We start from the raw sequence: 18,963 nt of genomic DNA, 5'->3' as shown, positions 1-18,963 counted from the left end.
AGATATCCTCTGGCAACTGACGGCGCGGCTAGCCTGAAGCCCCCGACTACTCGTCATAGAATAGTCATTCCGGCCACATGCTGAATCGTTTCACCTAACGACTGGCACGTTACCTGATAATCGGCGATCCTTGAAGCCCTGCCTTTTCCCGCCCAGGAACCCACCCGTGAAACTCAGCGACATCGCCCGTCTGGCCCAGGTTTCAGTCACCACCGCCAGTTACGTGATCAACGGCCAGGCCGACAAACGGCGGATCAGCGCCGCCACCGTGGCGCGGGTTCTGGAAGTGGTCGAACGGCATGGCTACCGCCCCGACCAGCAAGCAGCTGGCCTGCGCCGCGGGCAGAGTCGCTGCCTGGGCTTCATCCTGCCGGACCTGGAAAACCCCAGTTATGCGCGCCTGGCCAAGCTACTGGAACAGCGCGCCCGCGCCGCCGGCTACCAATTGCTGATCGCCAGCTCCGATGACGACCCAGACAGCGAACGCCAGTTGCTCGAACTGTTCCGCTCGCGGCGTTGCGACGCGCTGATCGTCGCCAGTTGCCTGCCGCAAGATGAGCCGGCCTACCTGCGCTTGCTCGCGGCTGGCGTGCCGGTGATCGCCGTCGACCGCGCCCTAGATCCTGCGCACATCTGCTCGGTGGTCAGCGACGACCAGCAGGCCGGCGCCCTACTCACCGCCAGCCTGCTCAGCCCGCCGCCACGGCATATCGCCCTGATCGGCGCGCGCCCGGAGCTGCCGATCAGCCAGGCCCGCGAACGCGGCTTTCGCCAAGCCCTGAACGGTTTCGCCGGCAGCATCAGCGTCAGCCACGCCGAACAGTTCAACCGCGCTAGCGGCTACCGGCAGATGCGCGCCCTGCTGGACAACCCCGCCGACCTGCCGGATGCGCTGGTCACCACCGCCTACGTGCTGCTCGAAGGGGTGTTCGATGCCCTGCAGGAACAGCCGGGGCCAACCGTCGACGGCCTGCGCCTGGCCACCTTCGGCGATACTCAGCTGCTGGATTTTCTGCCACTGCGGGTCAACGCAATCTCCCAGCAACACGCCCAAATCGCCGACCGTGTCCTCGCTCTGATCCTGCGCGCCATCGAGCAGGATGACTACCAACCGGGCATCGAGGCCATCCCGCGCATCCTCAAGATCCGCCGAGTGCAGTAGGCGCCAGGAGCACGCCTAGTCCTTGCTGCGGTCCGGCGTCCCGGCTATTGCCCATCGGACCGCATACCCGCTGATCGCCAGCAAGGACTAGGCGTCCCCCTGGCTCCTACAAAAAAGCCGGGCGGCGTATGATCCAATGCATGCGCCTGATCGATACCCACACTCACCTCGATTTCCCCGACTTCGACGCCGACCGCACCGAAGTGCTCGCACGCAGCCGTGCATTGGGCGTCGAGCGCCTGGTGGTGCTCGGCGTGCATCAGGGCAATTGGCAACGGTTGTGGGATCTGGTGCAGGGCGATGCCGGCCTGTACGCCGCCTTTGGCCTGCACCCGGTGTTCCTCGACAAGCATCACCCCGAACACCTGAGCGAATTGCGTGACTGGCTGCAGCGCCTGGCTGGCCACCCGCAGCTCTGCGCGGTGGGCGAATTCGGCCTGGATTACTTTCTTGAGCAACTGGACCGCGAGCAGCAGCAACGGCTATTCGAGGCGCAGCTCAAGTTGGCCATCGAGTTCGAGCTACCCGCCCTGCTGCACGTACGCCGCGCCCATGCCGCGACCATCGCCACCCTGAAACGCCTCAAGCCGTCGCGCGGCGGCATCATTCATGCCTTTGCCGGCAGTGTTGAAGAAGCCCGCGAATACCTCAAGCTCGGCTTCAAGCTGGGCCTCGGCGGCGCAGCGACCTGGCCCCAGGCCAAACGCCTGCAACAGACCCTGACGCGTTTGCCGCTGGATGCCGTGGTACTGGAAACCGATGCCCCGGACATGGCCCCCGCCATGCACCCGCACCAGCGCAACAGCCCGCAATACCTGCCGGAAATCTGCACCGAACTGGCGCGATTGATGAACGTCAGCCCGGAACAATTGGCCAAAGCCAGCAGCCGCAACGCCGAACAATTGTTTGGCTGGACGCGCTGAGCCCACAACGCAACCGACCGGCGACCACAGCGTTTGGCAGAATACCCACGTAGGATGCGGCGGGCCGCGTAGGCTTGAGCGCAGCGATACTCATCACGGCGAGCTGCGGCAAACCAATAAAATTTGGCGGCCGGGCAACCGGTCGATGGGTATCGCTACGCTCAACGCCATCCTACGAAAGCGCACAGTTTTGCAGGGTGTGCCGGCCGCCGGCAAACTGCCCACACACAACAAGGCCCGCCAAATGGCGGGCCTGTCGGTGCTGCGACGACGCTCAGACGCGGAACGCGCCAATCAATTGCTTAAGCCGTAACACCAGCCCGGACAGTTCGCGGCTAGCTGTCGCGGCCTGACTGGCGCCGACAGCTGCGCGCTCGCCGGCATGATTGATCTCGACGATGTTCTGATCGATATCTTGAGCCACTGCAGTCTGCTGCTCGGCGGCGGCGGCAATCTGCTGGCTCTGATCAACGATCATGCCCACCGCGGCAAGAATATTCTCCAGCGCCAGCTGCACCTTGGCCGACTCGCTGACCGTACCACTGGCCATCTGATGGCTGGCGCCCATCGCCTTGACCGCCGCACCGACGCCACCCTGCAGCTTGCCGATCATGCTCTCGATCTGCCCGGTGGACTGCTGAGTGCGCTTGGCCAGGTTGCGCACTTCATCGGCAACCACCGCGAAACCACGGCCCTGCTCACCGGCACGCGCGGCCTCGATGGCTGCGTTGAGCGCCAGCAGGTTGGTCTGCTCGGCGATGCCCTTGATCACGTCCAGCACCTGGCTGATCGAGGCACTGTCGCTGGCCAGCTGATTGATCACCACCACCGACTGGTCGATCTCACCGGCCAGGCGCTGAATGCTGCCCACCTGGGACTCGACCAAAGCGCGACCGTTAACGGTTTCGCGGTTCACGCTTTGCGCGCTATCGACCGCCGCGGCCGCACTGCGTGCCACTTCCTGGGCGGTAGCGGACATCTGGTTCATCGCCGTCGCCACCTGCTCGATCTGGCTGCGCTGCCCGGCGACCGCCTGGTTGCTCTCACCGGAGACCAACTCGACGCTATCGGCCTGACGCTCGACCTCGACCACGGTCTGACCGACCCGCTCGATCAAGTCATGGATTTTCTTCACGGTTTGATTGAACACCAGCCCCAACTCGCCCAACTCATCCTTGCTTTGCGGCGTGAAACTAACCGTCATGTCGCCTGCGGCAACCTTGTCCATAACCTCACCAAGGCTCTTCAACGTGCTGCGCGTCGACACGTAGAAGGCGCCATAGAGGTAACCGATCAGCAGGAATACAACCACCAGCGCAACCACCAGCAAGGCCATCTGTCCGCGATTTTCCTGCAGGCGCTCCTGCAGTTGCTGCTCAAGGAATGCCAGCACCGCATCGTTGAACTGGTATGTCGTGCCGATTATTGCGCCGACCTCATCGAAAAACTGTGGCCATGGCGTGTCCAGCGTATCGGCGACCACCACCTTGTCTTCGAATAACCGCACAGCGTCCTGCAGCGTCGACTGACTGGCCTCGGCCAGACTTTCCAGGGCCGTACGGGCGTCCTGACTGGTATTCAGCGCGTCTTGCAGACTCTGCCCGTAGTCACCATGGAGTTTTTCCAACTCAAGCAGCAGGTCATCAAGCTTGATGCTCGCCGCAGAGTTGAGGAAGCCCTGGCCCAGGGAGTAGGCACCTACCGCACGCCCCTCGCTCAACGCCGCGGTAACCCTGGGCGTAACCACGGAGACCAGCTCGGTCATCTGCCGCACATCATTCTGTCGATCCTGGCTCAGACCCGCCTGACTAGCGACCAACCGAATGAACACCTGCAGTTTGCCCAGCAGCTTCTGCGCCACGGCAGCTTTGTTCTGCAGCGAATCATCGAGTTTCACGATCTGCAGATCGGCGATCATTTCGTCACGCCGAGTGTTGAACTCGACAACTTGATCAGCCTCATGCGCAACCGGCATCAAGCCCTGCAACGAAGCCTCCAACCCACTCTGCTCACGGGAGATTCGAGCATCGAGATCGCCTGAGTTGTCAGACTGGCCGATCATCATTTTGACTTCCAGCAGGCCGGCAAAGCGTTCCAGATCGCGCCGCATCAGCAGTGCCGTGCCAAACAGCTCAAGACTCTCCAGCGCCGCCTGGGTGCTGACGAACTGGCGGTAGGAGTCACGCACCAGATAAAAGTTGGTGACCAGCATGGGCAGAAAGAACAGGACACTGATCAAGCTGAACTTCATGCCGAAGCTGAGGCGGTTCATTAGCGCGATGGCCGGATACAGCACGGTCTTCAAAGGGCGTCTCCCACTTTTATTGTTATGTGGCGCTACAAAGTCGAGTCAGAAAGACCATGGTAAAAACCATCGCCTCTCATGCATCCCGACCCATGACGTCCTGATCAATACGGAAGATGCCGGTAGCGCAGCTCATTGCTTGAGCACCTACCTTGTATACCCGTTATCGACGTGGGTTTCTGTAACTTTAGGTAAGCGCAGGATGGCGCAGGCCGCGCAGACTTGAGCAAAGCGGTACCCACCACGATGATCTGCGGCATATCTACAATATTCGGCGGTTTGACAACCGGTTGATGGGTATCGCTGCGCTCAACGCCATCCTACAAAAGCGCTGCGGTCACGCAGGATGGTGCGGCGCGTAGGATGGTGCGGGCCGCGTAGGCTTGAGCAAAGCGATACCCATCGGGCGATTTATGCCTACACCTACGATGATGGGTTACCGCGCGCCTGTTCTACTGACAACCGGTCAAGTTGCGAGCGCCTAACCCATCGACCGCAGTGGCTCAGTAAAACAGCTCCCACAGGGCAAACACGGCGTACCAAAACACGGCCGCACGCACCAGCAGCTGCCACAAGCCATCCAGGCTGCTCACCCCGGCTTCACCGAGCACCGGCTCCGGCGTTTCGCACGCCGCGCGCCCGACATCGATCACCAGTTGCGCAGCAGTGATATCCCAGCTCAACAGTTCGTGCAGCAACGCCCGGTTGACCGCCACAAAATTGCCGACCAGGGCGAAGCTTGCCGCCAGCACCCGCACCGGCATCCAGTCGAAGGCATGCCGCAACTGCACGGCGCGTTCACGCAAGTTCTCCTGCCCAGCATGCTCGGCCAGCAGGGCCAACAGCCGATACGCCAAGGCCGCCAACGGGCCAAGCAGGGCATACCAGAAAATCACCGCGAAGAAACTCTGATAAGCCTGCCACACCAGATGCCCCTGCACCCGCTGCAGCAGCGCGCCCTCCTCGTCGGCTTCAAGAGCCAGGTCACGCCGGGCGACCAGATAGGCGGCCTCGCTATCGCCGCGCCGCCAACTGTCGCGAAACGGCCCGAGCGCCGCCTGCAAGTCGCCCCGCCCGAGGCTGTAAATAAGCACCAGCAGGTGCACCGGCAACACCAACCAACCGTAGGCCAGCGGCTCAAGCACAATCAGCAGCAAACCCAGCGCCAGCAGCGGCAGAACCACCAGCAGCGCAATCGCCAACCATGGGTTCTGGACACCGCCTGCTTGCCCCTCCACTTTAGCCAACAGCCGCAGCCAGGGGCCGTCCTGCTGGATCTTGTTGCGCCACGCTGAAAACTTCTCGACCCACAGCACCAGCAACAACACCAGAAAACTCATACGTGCTCCTTCCTATCCATCAGTGCGGCACGCAGGCGTGACCAGTCGAACGCCGGGCCGGGATCAGTTTTACGGGTCGGGGCGATATCGCTGTGCCCACAGATACGCTCTAGGGTGAGCGACGGATACACCCTTTGCAACTCGGCCGTCAGCTCAACCAATGCGGCATATTGCGCATCGCTGAAGGGCTGCTCATCGGTGCCTTCCAACTCGACCCCCAGAGAAAAGTCGTTGCAGTTTTCACGCCCGGCAAAACACGACAACCCGGCATGCCACGCGCGCTCGCCGCACGAGACAAACTGGGTGACCGCGCCGTCGCGCTCGATCAGAAAATGCGCCGACACGCGCAAGCTAGCAATCTCGGCAAAGTATGGATGCTCATCGGCGATCAGGCGATTCTGGAAGAATTCCTGCACCTTGCCGGTGCCGAACTGCCCAGGCGGCAGACTGATGTTATGGATCACCAACAAGGAAACCTCTCCCTGCGGGCGCTGATTGAAATTGGGCGATGGACAGTGGTGTGCACCTTGGCACCAGCCACTGCGGGGATCCAGCTGCATAAAGGCTCCTTGGACGAGCCACCACTCTAGAGCAGGCCGGCAGCGGGGCCAAGCACTGGCGATTGCTGATCGTCACCACGTCTAAACTTGCTCATGGGCCTGCGGCGTTCGCGGACAAGCCCCCCCCACAAGAACACCCTCGCACCGTAGGAGGGGCCTTGGCCGCGAAGGGCCGTTGACTGATTGATGGGTATCGCTACGCTCATCCTACGCGGCCCGCGCCATCCTACGGGAGCTGACGGCACCATCCTACGGGACGTGGAACGCCGCGATTTCGTAGGATGGGTTAGGCGCCCGCGAATTGACCTGCCGTCAGCAGAACAAAGGCGCCGTAACCCATCATCGATAGTCGCCATGCCGGCGGGTACAGGCACCAACCGCTTGATGGGTATCGCTGCGCTCATCCTACGCGGCCCGCACCATCCTACAACGGCAGCCTCGAGTGCCGCATAGACAGCCTCAGGTGCCCTTGAGCCTACGCAGGTTGCCGATCACCGATTCCAGCGCCCGGTCGAATAGCAGCGCATCGTCGAGCAGGCGAATGCTCTTGCGGCGGAATTCCACAGCCAGGCCCATGCGGGTCTTTTCCAGCACCTTCATGCCGGTGCGGTTGACGAAGATGTACTTGCCAGTCGGCTTGATCACCGCCGCCAGCTTGCAGCGCAGCTTGTACTCCTCGTCTTCCTGAAACTCCACCCAACTGCCTACGCGCAGGTTATCCACCTGCAGCAGGGCTTCGTCATCATCTGGCAGGCAAATCTCGGTCTCATCCGGGGTGCTTCGACCTGGCGCCAGCAGCACGATTTCTTCGACCACCTCGACCATCGCCACACCATGTGGCTCTAGCGCTGGCGGCAGCTCCAGCAAGGGCATCTCGACATCGCCCGCAGGCAAGGCCGCATTCATCTCAGCGTCGAGCGCTGCCGGCACCTCGCGCTGAACCGTGTCGACAGCCGGCATCACTCGCTTGAACCGCTGGAACGCCTGCACATGCAGCGCCTCCAGCTGACTGAAAAACTCGCCGGTGGAAAACGGGTCGAACGCCGCACTGGCCATTCCTTCACGCAACGCCTTGAGTAGACCCGGCACCAGTTCGAGCAAACGCAGACGGGCCTGTGGGTCCTCGTGGGTTTGCGCACTCCAGACCAGATCATCCATGGTCGCCAGCGCAGCCTGCCACTCGAGTGAGTTGGCACCGTGCTTGAGGCAGGTCAGCATCAGCACCTTGCTCCACGCCTCCTGCAGCAGGCGCACCACCACCTCGGGCAGGCACTTTCCCAGCAGGCGCTCATTGAGCACCTGCTCCACCTCGCGGCGCGCCAGTTCAGCCCTGGCGCTGCCTTCTTCGGCATCGCGAGTGCGCTGCTCCAGTAGATCGCTGCGCCGCCGCTCGTTACCGGTAAAGGCGAGAAAGTCCGCCAGCAATTCGGAAAATATCAGTGGGTCGTCGACAAAGTCATTGAGCAGGCGCTGCACCACCTGCTCGATCTTCTGATACAGGCTGTCGCGCTGGCTATCGTCCTGCTCACCCCAGCCCAGGGCGGCCGAGGCGATTTCATTGAGCAAACGCCGAGCCGGATGGCTGCCGCGACTGAAGAAAGTCTTGTCCAGCACCGCAACCTTGAGCATGGGAATCTGCAAACGCGCGATCAAGGCTTTCAGCGAATCCGGCAGGGTGCGGTCATCGAGAATGAACTCAAACAGCATCGACACCAGATTGATAACGTCCTCATCAACTTCACCAACCACCCGCGCCTTGCCGCTCCTGACGCTGGCGCGGCTGAGCAGCTGTTCAAGCTGCTCGCGCAGGTCGAAATCATTACTCACCTGCGCCGGTGCATGCTGCTGCATATGGGAGAGCAAACGCAGCAGGTCATTACTGGTAATCGGCGCCGCATCGGCCGGCAGCTCGCGCCGTGGCAAGCCGGTGCCGCGCACCTGGGCAAGCAACGTCTGCAAGGCCACGAACACTTCCTGCACGCCCTCACCGGCCTGCTCACCAGTGATGCCACCCACCTGCCCAGCCGCCCCGGAACGCTCCGGGTTGCGCCGTGCAGGCGCCGACTTCAACTCCGGCAGCACACCGGCAGTGACCAGACTCTGATTGGCTTCGGCATAGAGCTGATCGAGATCGGCCAGCACATATTTTTCAAACAACTTGAAGATGATCAGCTTGACCTTGATCTCCACCCCCAAGCTGCTGCACGCCTCGAGAAAAGCGCCACACAGCAAAGCAGGACCAAGCGGATTGGACATGTCGTCGAGCTTCTTGCTGACCAGCGCATTCAGCCGCGTAGTCAGGTGGCTGACCGCCACGCCATCGCGGCTCATGACCTTGGCCACCATGGCGTCCAACGCCACCGACTCTTCCAGCTCGTCGTGCTGCACCAGCGCCAGGCTGTCGAACGAAACAGCCTCGACCGGCTTGCCAATTTCGTATTGATTGAGAGTGGCGAAAGGCTCGATGACTTTCTGCAGGAAGCTGCGCTCGATATTCTTGCGCTTCAGACGCAGGTCGCGCATGGCTTCAAAGAAGGCGTTCTGCTCGCCATTGCTGGCTGCCCGATCGGCCATCTCGAACAGCGTATCGTCGGCATTGTCGAACAACGCCTGCAAGGCTTGCTTGAGCTGTTGCACGGCCTTGTCGCGCAAATGAATGAGCGCCACGGGCAGTCTTCCTGCCGGTGAAGTGGGCGATTGCTCCGCGGCTACCTTGTTCAGGTGCACCACATTCGCGTCAGTCTTCATTGTGACTCTCCCGCAGACCGCCCCTGCCTGGGCCAACCGATCTACATCGCAACAAACCGAGCGTCATCCGTGACGTCAAAGTTATGGCGTCAATTTAAGTTAAAAGCATTATAGGTGTGCCGCGCTCATCGCGAACAAGCTTTTCCTGCGGACATGACACAGGTCACAGATATAAAGCACCCGCCGCACAACGACGAGCACTACCCGACCAACGCAACCATTAAGGCCAGACCACACCGTACCCGGCCGCAGACGCGCAATCTCGCTGCAACCGCCGCCGGCAATCCCTATAATCGCCCGACCCTGACCGCGGAGCCGACCATGCCGAACCTAACCCTCGCCGACCTGACTGCCGAAATCGAGGCTAATGTGCGGCGCGCCCTGACCGAGGATATTGGTAGCGGCGATATCACCGCCCAGCTGATCCCGGCCGAACGCCTGGCCCACGCTACCATCATCACCCGCGAAGCCGCCGTGATCTGCGGCACGGCCTGGGTCGATGCCGTGTTTCGCCAGCTCGACCCGCGCGTTGCCGTGCACTGGCAAGTACGCGACGGCGAGCGCGTCAGCCCCAACCAGGTCCTGTTCCACCTCGAAGGCCCGGCGCGCGCCCTGCTCAGCGGCGAGCGCAGCGCCCTGAACTTCCTCCAAACCCTGTCCGCCGTCGCCACCCGCTGCCAGCATTACGCCGACCTGGTACACGGCACCGCGGTCAAACTGCTCGACACCCGCAAGACCCTGCCCGGCCTGCGCCTGGCGCAGAAATACGCGGTCACCTGCGGCGGCTGCCACAACCACCGCATCGGCCTGTACGACGCCTTCCTGATCAAGGAAAACCACATCGCAGCCTGCGGCGGCATCGTCGAAGCCGTGCAAGCCGCGCACAAGATCGCCCCCGGCAAACCGGTGGAAGTCGAAGTGGAAAGCCTGGCAGAGCTGCAACAAGCCCTCGACGCCGGCGCCGACATCATCATGCTCGACGAACTGTCGCTCGACGACATGCGCCACGCGGTGACCATCACCCAAGGCCGCGCCAAGCTTGAAGCCTCCGGCGGCGTCAACGAGAGCACCCTGCGCAGCATTGCCGAAACCGGCGTCGACTACGTCTCCATCGGCACCCTGACCAAGGACGTGAAGGCGGTGGATTTATCGATGCGGTTGAGCTTGTAAGCAGTCAGGTCGCGGCAAACGGCGCAGGCCTCAGGTCAGAATTTGTCCCGCACCGATCATGTGCTACTTTGTACACAAACACGCACTAGGGATAATTGCCATGTCCACCACAATGACCATCCGACTAGAGGAAGACACCAAGGCTCGCCTGGACGCCCTGGCCGGATCGACCAACAGGAGCAGGTCTTTTCTGGCTGCAGAAGCTATTCGCGAGTACATCGCGCTAAACGAATGGCAGATCGGGGAAATCCAAAGCGCATTCACCGAAGCCGATAATGGCGACTTTGCAAGCCCTGCCGAAGTAGCAGCGCTGCGCAACAAGTGGGGCGTGAATGCAGATTAAATGGCTACGGACGGCCCTGCGCAACCTGGACGAAGAAATCGCTTTCATTGCAGCTGAAGACCCACAAGCAGCTCAACGCACCGCATCACGCATCCTGGCAGCAATCGCCCTGCTTGAAACCCAACCCGACCTTGGCCGCCCCGGCCGAGTCCCCGGCACTCGGGAGTTAGTCGTACTCGATTCCCGATACCTGATCCCCTACCGCGTGAATCGCCAAATCATAGAGATACTGCGGGTATTTCATACCTCACGGAGCCAGCCGCAACGCTGGTAACGGCACTACGATTCCGCCCTACGATCTGGCGTGCGAAACCGTCGCCCGTAGGGTGCGCCGTGCGCACCGACTTCCGCGACCGTGGTGTGGGTTCATTGGTGCGCGCAGCCTGTGCGGCCCAGCGTACCCTACGGATTGTGCGGCGCAAGCGCAGTAAACGTGGAGATTGCCGCGCACCATCATCCGCCACCTTGCACACATGCAAACACAAGGGGTAACCGTGCCAAACCGCCTCAGCACGACGGACGTAGAGCGTCCACGGCAGGGTTACCACGCCAAGATTTCCCTATTGACCAATGCCTAGTTTTACTTATGTAAAACATGAAGAGGATATGGACATGGGTACTGTTGCGCTTCGCCGCTCGGGCGGCTCATTGATTTTGGCGGTACCGGCGGCGTTTGCAGCCCAGAACCATTTGGTTGCCGGCTGCCAGCTGGTTTGGAAAATCGAAGGGGATGCCCTGGTGGTAAAGCCCAGCCGAAAGAAACCCACCCTGGCCGAACTGATTGCCGCGACCCCGAAAGAGGCGCGGGTCGAAGGCTGGGATGAAATGGCAGCGGTCGGCAACGAACAATGGTGAGGCGTCCACCGAGTGTGCCCGGTCGAGGTGAACTCTGGCATTTGAACGTCGACCCGTCCACCGGTCGCGAGATGCAGGGTGAGCATTACTGCCTGGTGTTATCAAAACGTGAATTCAACGACGCCTTTGGACTCGCGCTGGTCTGTCCGGTATCTCAGGGCCGAGCTGAGAATGCACGCGACCAAGGGTTCTTGGTCACGTTGATGGGCTCTGGTGCCGACACTCAGGGCAGCATTCACAGCCATCAGGTTCGCACGCTTGACTGGCGAGCGCGCAAGGCCAGCTTCAAAGAACAAGCGCCGACCGACATCGTGCAAGTCCTCGACTGTGTTGGTGCTCTGCTGGAGGAGTAGAGCGGAGATCAGTGGTCGGTACCAGAAATCGACTCTGACCCTGAGGTTCCCGATGGGTATCGCTGCGCTCAACCACATCCTACAAAGGCGCTGCGGTCACCTCCCGTAGGATGGGGTTGAGCGTAGCGATACCCATCACAGCGATCTGTGGCAAACCAATAAAATTCGGCGGTTTGGCAACCGGTTGATGGGTATCGCTGCGCTCAACCACATCCTACAAAAGCCGCCGCGGCCCGCCGCATCCGACAAAAGCCTACGACCCCGTAGGATGGTGCGGGCCGCGTAGGATGAGCGCAGCGATACCCATGCTGTAGCGGTGAGCGAAGCGATACCCATCACGAAAATCTGCGGCAAACCAATAAAATTCGGCGGTTTGGCAACCGGTTGATGGGTATCGCTGCGCTCAACGCCATCCTACAAAAGCGCCGAGGGCCGCCGCATTCTAATGGGTGGGCTGGGGTTTGCCGGCGGCGGCGTCGAGGATTTTGAAGAACACGCTTTCCAGCGATACCGCCGGTTTTACCGTGAGCAGGTGGCCGCCAGTCTGGTTGAGTTGGGCGATGAAGGCTGGCAGTGCGGCTTGGGTCAGTTCGTATTCGAACTCGCCGTCGCGCAGTGGGCGGGCGTCGGGGTGGATGGCGTGGTCGGCGTTGAAGCGCACCAGCATGTAGTCGGCGCGTTCGGCGGCCAGTTCGCGGGGCGAGCGCACGGTCAGCAGTTGGCCCTGGTTGATGAAGCCGAAGCGGTCGGCGATGCGTTCGACGTCGTGCAGCACGTGGGAGGTGAAGAAGATCGCGCCGCCCTGGCTCTTGTACTCGTTGAGGATATCCACCACATCCTTGCGCCCGACCGGGTCGAGGCCGGACAGCGGCTCGTCGAGCACCAACAACCTGGGCTGCACCACCATGGCGTGGGCCAGCGCCACGCGCTGCACGGTGCCCTTGGACAGCTCGCGGATGCGCCGGTTGGCGGAGGCGCCGATGGAGAAGCGCTCCAGCCAGTTTAGGCACCAGGCCTTTTCGTCCGCGCGGCGGATGCCGTACATGGACAAGCCCATACGCAGGATTTCCAGCGGGGTGAATTGCTCGTACAGCGCCGGGGCTTCCGGCACGTAGGCCACGCCCTGGCGCGCCTCGGCCTGGCGCGCGCAGGTGCCATACAGGCTGACCCGACCCTGGTAGTCGTTGATGATGTCGAGCATGACCTTGATGGTGGTCGACTTGCCGGCGCCATTGGGCCCGACGAAGCCGAACACTTCGCCCTCGGCCAGGCTGAAGCTGACCTCGCGCAGCGCCTGCACCGCCTTGCCCTTGACGCGAAAGGTCTGGCTGACGCCATGAAATTCCAGTGCAGCACTCACGACTGATCCTCCATGCCGGCGATTTTCAGTTTCTTCAAAATGATTGTCCCCTCGCGCAACTCGTAGCCGAGCCTGAGCGGGTCATCCGGCAAGGCCGGCAATAGCCCGGCTTCGACCAGTTGCTCCAGCCTGGTCAGCACACCGTTTTCCGCCTCGAAACGCCGTTGTGCCTGGCGCAGGGTGACCAGACCTTGCAGGCGCACGACGCGCTTGTCGAGCATATCGCGCAATTTGGGGTCGCTGGCGGCATCGCGCTGTTGCAGCAGGTAATTCAAGGCCAGCTTTTCATCGGCGAAGGTTTCCGCCTGCAGCATCACCGCCAGCTTGCGCAGGCCTGCGGCATTCTCCGGCGAGCGCTGCGCGCCCAGTTCGAGAATGCGCTGCGCCTCGGCGATATCACGCTGGAAGAACGCCAGATTGATGCCATAGAAAAACGCCGGGGCAAAGTCCCAGGTACGGCACTGCACCGCCGCACGCAGCACCTGACTGCCCTCGCTGACCGCGCCGCCCCAGGTGAGCAGGCCGTTGGCCAGGTAATAGTTGTCTTCATGACAGCCATTCAGCTGCGCGACGACCTGCTGGGCGCGGATCAGATAGTTAGTATCGCTCTGGCCATCCTGTATCCCGGTGGCAGCCAGGCGCATAGTTTCCAGATCGGCGGCGAGGAAGCGATCGCCGCCATACAGCGCCAGCAGGATAGGCGCGGCGATCACCACCCGATCCTGTACCTGCGGTTGCTCGAGCGACAACGGCTGCTGGGCACGCCAGAAGGCTATACCGGCAAACAAGGCAAAGCCCAACAGAGCCAGCAAAAGTGGAGCGTAGCGGCTACGCATATCAGGCAAACCGCTTGCGTTGCAGCGCCCAGACTGCGAGCGCCAACAAGGCAACTATATAAGCCAGGCTGGAGAGCAGCAGCCAAGGCCAGTCGGCGGGCAGGAAGTCCATGCTGCCGTAGAGGGCGACCATGCGCACATCCAAGGCGCCGAGATCCGGCAGCAAGTAACCAAGCAGGCCGACACCTGCGCGGTAGTTCTCGGCATCGCCGACCAGCGAAGCATCACGAGTAAGCAACTCAATAATGGCGGCAAAGGAGCGCGCCACCAGCATAAAACCAAAGGTGCCGATCAGTACGAAGCTAGGGGTCGAGGCGACTACGGCGAGCAGGCAGGCCAGCGCGGTCAGCAGCAGCAAATCCAACGCGAAAAAAGCAATACTTACCAGATAATGGTGATCCAACGCCACCGGGGTACCCTGCGCATAACCCTGGCTAATCAACCCCACCAGCAGCGCCAACAACAACGCGATTGCCAGCAGCAGGCCAAGGGTCAAGACGGCAACTGCGGCAAAACGGCCAAGCAACAGCTTATACCGTGGACGCGGATAAGCCAGTGAGTTGAGGAAATAGCGCCGATCAAACTCGCGGGAGAGCAACTCCTGAATCAATAGCACTACCCCCAGTGGCAACAGCAGGCGAATAGTCGAAAAGCCAATATCCAATGCAACGGTCGCAGGCTGACGAGCACTGAACTGCGCTGCCATTAGAACCACTACTACCAAGACGATAAACAGCCAGAACGTGAACAAAAAAAACCGCGCCCGTACTGCGATACGAATGGCGACAAGAAAATCGGAAGACATGGACATTACATCAATAAACTCATGCAGTAATAAAGGGAGGTACTTAGCCTGTAAAAAAACCACCGCGATCGAGCCAAATATAAACCAAACTACTTCTGCGCCGCAGCCATCACTTGCATACTATTTTTGGCATCTGCAAAAGCGCTGGCGTCGGCAGCCCGCGCCTTGTGATTGTTAAATAAAGGCGCAGCGATTGCAGCCAATATCGCAATAATCGCAACAACAATCATTAGTTCAATCAGACTGAAACCTCGCGTAGGCTTCCTCATACCAAGCTCCGACTGCATACTGTCTAGGCTCACCATCAATAAAAAAAGGAGCCTCAAAGCCCCTCTTTCTATTGAACCTACGCGGGTTAAGGTAGCGCTGCAGCTGCAGCCTCGGCGATGGTGTTACCGCCAGCAACACAGGTAGCCGCATTGGTACCACCTACACGCCCACCGTTCGAACTACCAGTGTAGGCAAGCCCGCCTTGCACCGATGCAGTACCCGCATTAGCTGCATCCCCAGTATCTGGGGTAGCTGTGCAGCCTGGAACCGGAGTGGTAGCGTCAGTAAGACAAGCTACGGTTACAGGGCCCTTGCGCCCAGTCGGATGACATGTAGCAACAGCAATGATGTTGTCTACAACGTTGCAAGCATATGCACCAAAAACATTATTCGATAAGTTTATGACAACTGCCTCAGATAACAACGAGCAACCTGCTGCAACCGTTGTATCAATGGCCGTACCACTTGGAATAGCTGCACCAGCATCTGCTGCCATTACGTTAGCTGAAACAGCAAGTCCAGCGACCAATCCAAAAATTACTTTTTTCATAATCTTTTCTCCAGAAACGATTCGTTGGTTTCAGCCTAGCGCTGAGCAGCCGTCATTACGGTGATGGCGTTTTTCGCATCAGCGTTAGCTGTGGAATCGTTGGCCCTAGCGCGGTACTCGTTAAACTGCGGAATAGCAATAGCAGCCAAAATCCCGATAATCGCAATTACGATCATCAGCTCGATCAGGGTAAAACCTTTTTGTTTCTTGAGAGACTTCATGGATAAGCTCCTAGTGTGGTTAAGGTCGTTGACCTGCTAGGGATATAGCAGATGACGTGCCAACTCAACAGAACACGCCAAACAAGGGATTGCCCGCAGCCCAGCACAAACCAGCCCGCACCCAGCACGGCAACAACTGACGTTTTTTGTCAGCCGTAGCTGCCGCACTTGGGCTTGGCGCGCGTATAGGCTATAAGTCAGCAGCATCCGCCTCCCTTCGATTAGCAGGCTGCAATGAACGACGCTCCGAATCTGACCGGCCTGGCTCGGCAACTGGTCAACGCCGAACTGCTCGATGAACGCGCCGCCGCCCAGGCCCAGGCCCAGGCGCTGCGCAACAAGATCCCGCTGGTGTCTTACCTGGTGCAGAACAAGCTGGCCAGCAGCAGCGCAGTGGCGGAAATCGCCTCCGAGCAGTTCGGCGTGCCGCTGTGCGACCTCAAGGCCATCGACAAGGACAGCCAGCCGCGCGAACTGGTCAGCGAAAAGCTGTGTCGCCAGCACCGCGTGCTGCCGTTGTACCGGCGCGGCAACAAGTTGTTCGTGGCCCTGTCTGACCCGACCAACCACCAGGCGGTTACCGACATCCAGTTCAGCACCGGCCTCAGTACCGAAGCGCTGCTGGTGGAGGACGACAAGCTTGGCGATGCCATCGACAAGTTCTTCGAGTCGACCAACAGCGGCATGGAAGACCTGGCCGACGTCGACCTCGACGGCCTCGACGTGCAGGCGGTGGATAACAACAAGGAAGACGGGGTTGCCGGCGAAAGTGCCGACGACGCGCCGGTGGTGCGCTTCGTCAACAAGATGCTGCTGGACGCGATCAAGAGCGGCTCTTCGGATTTGCACTTCGAGCCGTACGAAAAAACCTACCGGGTGCGTTTTCGCACCGACGGTATTTTGCAGGAAATCGCCCGCCCACCGATCCAGCTGGCGCCACGCATCTCGGCACGCTTGAAGGTGATGGCGGCGCTGGATATTTCCGAGCGCCGCAGGCCGCAGGATGGGCGGATCAAGATGCGCCTCTCGAAAACCAAGTCGATCGACTTTCGGGTCAGCACCTGCCCGACCCTGTGGGGCGAGAAGATCGTGATGCGGATTCTCGACCCCTCCAGCGCACAGATGGGCATCGATGCGCTGGGCTACGAGCCGGGGCAGAAAGACCTGTACATGGCGGCGCTCAAGCAGCCGCAGGGCATGATCCTGGTGACCGGGCCGACCGGCTCGGGCAAGACGGTGTCGCTGTACACCGGCCTGAACATCCTCAATACCGTGGACGTGAATATCTCCACCGCCGAAGACCCGGTGGAGATCAACCTGGAAGGCATCAACCAGGTCAACGTCAACCCCAAACAGGGCATGGATTTTACCGCCGCGCTGCGCGCCTTCCTGCGTCAGGACCCGGACATCATCATGGTCGGCGAGATCCGCGACCTGGACACCGCCTCGATCGCGATCAAGGCAGCGCAAACCGGGCACATGGTGATGTCGACCCTGCACACCAACAGCGCCGCGGAAACCCTGACCCGCTTACGCAACATGGGCGTACCCTCGTTCAACATCGCCACCTCGGTCAGTTTGATCATCGCCCAGCGCCTGGCGCGCAAGCTATGCGGGCATTGCAAGAAGGAAGTGCAGATCCCGCGTGAGGCGCTGCTGGAGGAAGGCTTCCCGGCAGAGCAGATCGGCAGCTTCAAGATTTACGGGCCGGTGGGCTGTGAAAATTGCAACGGCGGTTACAAGGGCCGTATCGGAATTTATGAAGTGGTTAAAAACACGCCTGCATTGCAACGGATTATCATGGAAGAAGGCAATTCCATTGATATCTCCGCGCAAATGCGCAAAGACGGCTTCAATGACCTGCGCACTTCGGCCCTGCTGAAGGCCATGCAGGGCATCACCAGCCTCGAAGAAGTGAACCGCGTGACAAAGGACTAACCGATGGCGGCCAAAGCTGTAGCAACCAGTGTTTTTCTCTGGGAAGGCACCGACAAGAAAGGCGGCAAGATGAAGGGCGAATTGATCGGGCAGTCACCTGCCCTGATCAGGGCCCAGTTGCGCAAGCAGGGTATCAACCCGCTCAAGGTGCGCAAAAAGCCGATGTCGCTGTTCAGCGCCGGCAAGAAGATCAAGCCGCTGGACATTGCCCTGTTCACCCGGCAGATGGCCACCATGATGAAGGCCGGGGTGCCGTTGCTGCAGTCGTTTGACATCATCGGCGAGGGTTTCGACAACCCGAACATGCGCAAGCTGATCGATGAAATCAAGCAGGAGGTTGCCGCGGGCAACAGCTTCGCCGCCTCGCTGCGCAAGAAGCCGCTGTACTTCGATGACCTGTATTGCAACCTGGTCGATGCCGGCGAGCAGTCCGGCGCGCTGGAAACCCTGCTCGACCGCGTCGCTACCTACAAGGAAAAGACCGAAGCACTGAAGGCCAAGATCAAGAAGGCCATGACCTACCCGATCGCGGTGATTGTGGTGGCGGTGATCGTCACGGCGATCCTGCTGATCAAGGTGGTGCCGCAATTCGAGAGCGTGTTCGCCGGTTTCGGCGCCGAACTGCCGGCGTTCACCCAGGTGGTGGTGAATATGTCGCGCGGGCTGCAGGAATGGTGGTTCATGTTTGCGCTTGGCATCTTCGCCATTGCCTTCACCTTCAAATGGGTGTTCAAGCGCTCGGAGAAATTCCGCGACTTCCTCGACCGCACCCTGCTCAAGGCGCCCATCGTTGGCGACATTATGTACAAGGCGGTGGTGGCGCGTTATGCGCGCACCCTGGCGACCACCTTCGCTGCCGGCGTGCCGTTGGTCGAGGCGCTCGACTCGGTGGCCGGAGCGACCGGCAACGTGGTGTTCCGCAATGCCGTGCACAAGATCCGCAATGACGTGTCGTCCGGCACCCAGTTGAACTTCTCGATGCGCAGCACCGGGATTTTCCCGAGCATGGCCATTCAGATGACCGCCATCGGCGAGGAATCCGGCTCGCTGGACGAGATGCTGGACAAGGTCGCCGGCTATTACGAGGACGAGGTGGACAACGCCGTCGACAACCTGACCGTGCTGATGGAGCCACTGATCATGTCGGTGCTTGGTGTGCTGGTAGGCGGCTTGATCATTGCCATGTACCTGCCGATCTTCCAGCTGGGTTCGGTGGTTGGCTAA

19 protein-coding genes and 1 pseudogene are annotated in these 18,963 nt (G+C 60.6%); 9 read left to right on the top strand and 11 right to left on the bottom strand.

Going from position 1 to position 18,963, the window contains the following annotated elements:
• Positions 1-166: 166 nt before the first annotated feature.
• Complete coding sequence (gene cra / locus Q8K09_RS10780; protein ID WP_305254965.1) at positions 167-1,162, top strand: catabolite repressor/activator; 996 nt, start codon at positions 167-169, stop codon at positions 1,160-1,162.
• Between the two features lie 140 nt (positions 1,163-1,302).
• Positions 1,303-2,085 (top strand): TatD family hydrolase, encoded by a 783-nt coding sequence (locus Q8K09_RS10775; RefSeq protein ID WP_305254964.1) that lies wholly within the window; start codon positions 1,303-1,305, stop codon positions 2,083-2,085.
• 274 nt (positions 2,086-2,359) lie between these two features.
• Here the strand turns inward: Q8K09_RS10775 and Q8K09_RS21285 are convergent, their stop codons facing one another.
• From Q8K09_RS21285 to Q8K09_RS10755, 5 genes and pseudogenes are all read right to left on the bottom strand, one after another.
• On the bottom strand, positions 2,360-3,064 hold the full coding sequence (locus tag Q8K09_RS21285) for a methyl-accepting chemotaxis protein (protein ID WP_370869511.1): 705 nt from the start codon (positions 3,062-3,064) through the stop codon (positions 2,360-2,362).
• A gap of 153 nt (positions 3,065-3,217) precedes the next feature.
• Positions 3,218-3,421, bottom strand: a pseudogene (locus tag Q8K09_RS21280) (HAMP domain-containing protein); the annotation flags it as partial.
• A gap of 1,472 nt (positions 3,422-4,893) precedes the next feature.
• Positions 4,894-5,730 (bottom strand): regulatory signaling modulator protein AmpE, encoded by an 837-nt coding sequence (ampE, locus tag Q8K09_RS10765; protein WP_305254962.1) that lies wholly within the window; start codon positions 5,728-5,730, stop codon positions 4,894-4,896.
• Complete coding sequence (gene ampD / locus Q8K09_RS10760) at positions 5,727-6,290, bottom strand: 1,6-anhydro-N-acetylmuramyl-L-alanine amidase AmpD (protein WP_305254961.1); 564 nt, start codon at positions 6,288-6,290, stop codon at positions 5,727-5,729. Before ampD ends, ampE begins: the two co-directional genes overlap by 4 nt.
• Before the next feature lie 459 nt (positions 6,291-6,749).
• The gene (locus Q8K09_RS10755) at positions 6,750-9,038 is read right to left on the bottom strand and encodes a DUF1631 domain-containing protein (protein WP_305254960.1); all 2,289 of its coding nucleotides are present in this window, start codon (positions 9,036-9,038) and stop codon (positions 6,750-6,752) included.
• Positions 9,039-9,359: 321 nt separating this feature from the next.
• Between Q8K09_RS10755 and nadC the strand changes: the two genes are divergently transcribed.
• From nadC to Q8K09_RS10730, 5 genes are all read left to right on the top strand, one after another.
• Positions 9,360-10,208: a carboxylating nicotinate-nucleotide diphosphorylase gene (gene nadC / locus Q8K09_RS10750; protein ID WP_305254959.1), complete on the top strand. Its 849-nt coding sequence runs from the start codon at positions 9,360-9,362 to the stop codon at positions 10,206-10,208.
• Between the two features lie 100 nt (positions 10,209-10,308).
• Positions 10,309-10,551: a CopG family ribbon-helix-helix protein gene (locus tag Q8K09_RS10745; protein WP_305254958.1), complete on the top strand. Its 243-nt coding sequence runs from the start codon at positions 10,309-10,311 to the stop codon at positions 10,549-10,551.
• Positions 10,541-10,825 carry a type II toxin-antitoxin system RelE/ParE family toxin gene (locus tag Q8K09_RS10740; protein ID WP_305254957.1) on the top strand — a complete coding sequence of 95 codons (285 nt, stop codon included), beginning with the start codon at positions 10,541-10,543 and terminating at the stop codon, positions 10,823-10,825. Before Q8K09_RS10745 ends, Q8K09_RS10740 begins: the two co-directional genes overlap by 11 nt.
• A 332-nt stretch (positions 10,826-11,157) precedes the next feature.
• A complete protein-coding gene (locus tag Q8K09_RS10735) occupies positions 11,158-11,406 on the top strand; it encodes an antitoxin (RefSeq protein ID WP_305254956.1) in 249 nt (82 codons plus the stop codon).
• The gene (locus Q8K09_RS10730) at positions 11,400-11,759 is read left to right on the top strand and encodes a type II toxin-antitoxin system PemK/MazF family toxin (protein ID WP_305254955.1); all 360 of its coding nucleotides are present in this window, start codon (positions 11,400-11,402) and stop codon (positions 11,757-11,759) included. Before Q8K09_RS10735 ends, Q8K09_RS10730 begins: the two co-directional genes overlap by 7 nt.
• 442 nt (positions 11,760-12,201) lie before the next feature.
• Here Q8K09_RS10730 and Q8K09_RS10725 read toward each other — a convergent pair whose 3' ends face one another.
• From Q8K09_RS10725 to Q8K09_RS10700, 6 genes are all read right to left on the bottom strand, one after another.
• On the bottom strand, positions 12,202-13,119 hold the full coding sequence (locus Q8K09_RS10725; protein ID WP_305254954.1) for an ABC transporter ATP-binding protein: 918 nt from the start codon (positions 13,117-13,119) through the stop codon (positions 12,202-12,204).
• Positions 13,116-13,955, bottom strand: a complete 840-nt coding sequence (locus tag Q8K09_RS10720; RefSeq protein WP_305254953.1) for a hypothetical protein — start codon at positions 13,953-13,955, stop codon at positions 13,116-13,118. The genes Q8K09_RS10725 and Q8K09_RS10720 overlap by 4 nt, the downstream gene beginning before the upstream one ends.
• 1 nt (position 13,956) lies before the next feature.
• A complete protein-coding gene (locus Q8K09_RS10715) occupies positions 13,957-14,766 on the bottom strand; it encodes a hypothetical protein (protein ID WP_305254952.1) in 810 nt (269 codons plus the stop codon).
• An 83-nt stretch (positions 14,767-14,849) separates the two neighbouring features.
• Complete coding sequence (locus Q8K09_RS10710; RefSeq protein ID WP_305254951.1) at positions 14,850-15,029, bottom strand: prepilin-type N-terminal cleavage/methylation domain-containing protein; 180 nt, start codon at positions 15,027-15,029, stop codon at positions 14,850-14,852.
• A gap of 86 nt (positions 15,030-15,115) precedes the next feature.
• Positions 15,116-15,580, bottom strand: a complete 465-nt coding sequence (locus tag Q8K09_RS10705) for a hypothetical protein (protein WP_305254950.1) — start codon at positions 15,578-15,580, stop codon at positions 15,116-15,118.
• Between the two features lie 35 nt (positions 15,581-15,615).
• Positions 15,616-15,801 carry a prepilin-type N-terminal cleavage/methylation domain-containing protein gene (locus Q8K09_RS10700; protein WP_305254949.1) on the bottom strand — a complete coding sequence of 62 codons (186 nt, stop codon included), beginning with the start codon at positions 15,799-15,801 and terminating at the stop codon, positions 15,616-15,618.
• 234 nt (positions 15,802-16,035) lie between these two features.
• Between Q8K09_RS10700 and pilB the strand changes: the two genes are divergently transcribed.
• Positions 16,036-17,739, top strand: coding sequence for a type IV-A pilus assembly ATPase PilB (gene pilB, locus Q8K09_RS10695; RefSeq protein ID WP_305254948.1), 1,704 nt, complete (start codon positions 16,036-16,038; stop codon positions 17,737-17,739).
• A gap of 3 nt (positions 17,740-17,742) precedes the next feature.
• Positions 17,743-18,963 carry a type II secretion system F family protein gene (locus tag Q8K09_RS10690; protein WP_305254947.1) on the top strand — a complete coding sequence of 407 codons (1,221 nt, stop codon included), beginning with the start codon at positions 17,743-17,745 and terminating at the stop codon, positions 18,961-18,963.

The organism is Pseudomonas sp., from assembly GCF_030683065.1.
Taxonomy (GTDB): domain Bacteria; phylum Pseudomonadota; class Gammaproteobacteria; order Pseudomonadales; family Pseudomonadaceae; genus Aquipseudomonas.
Note: the sequence above shows the minus strand (reverse complement) of the source record. Positions and strands in the feature narration are given on the sequence as shown.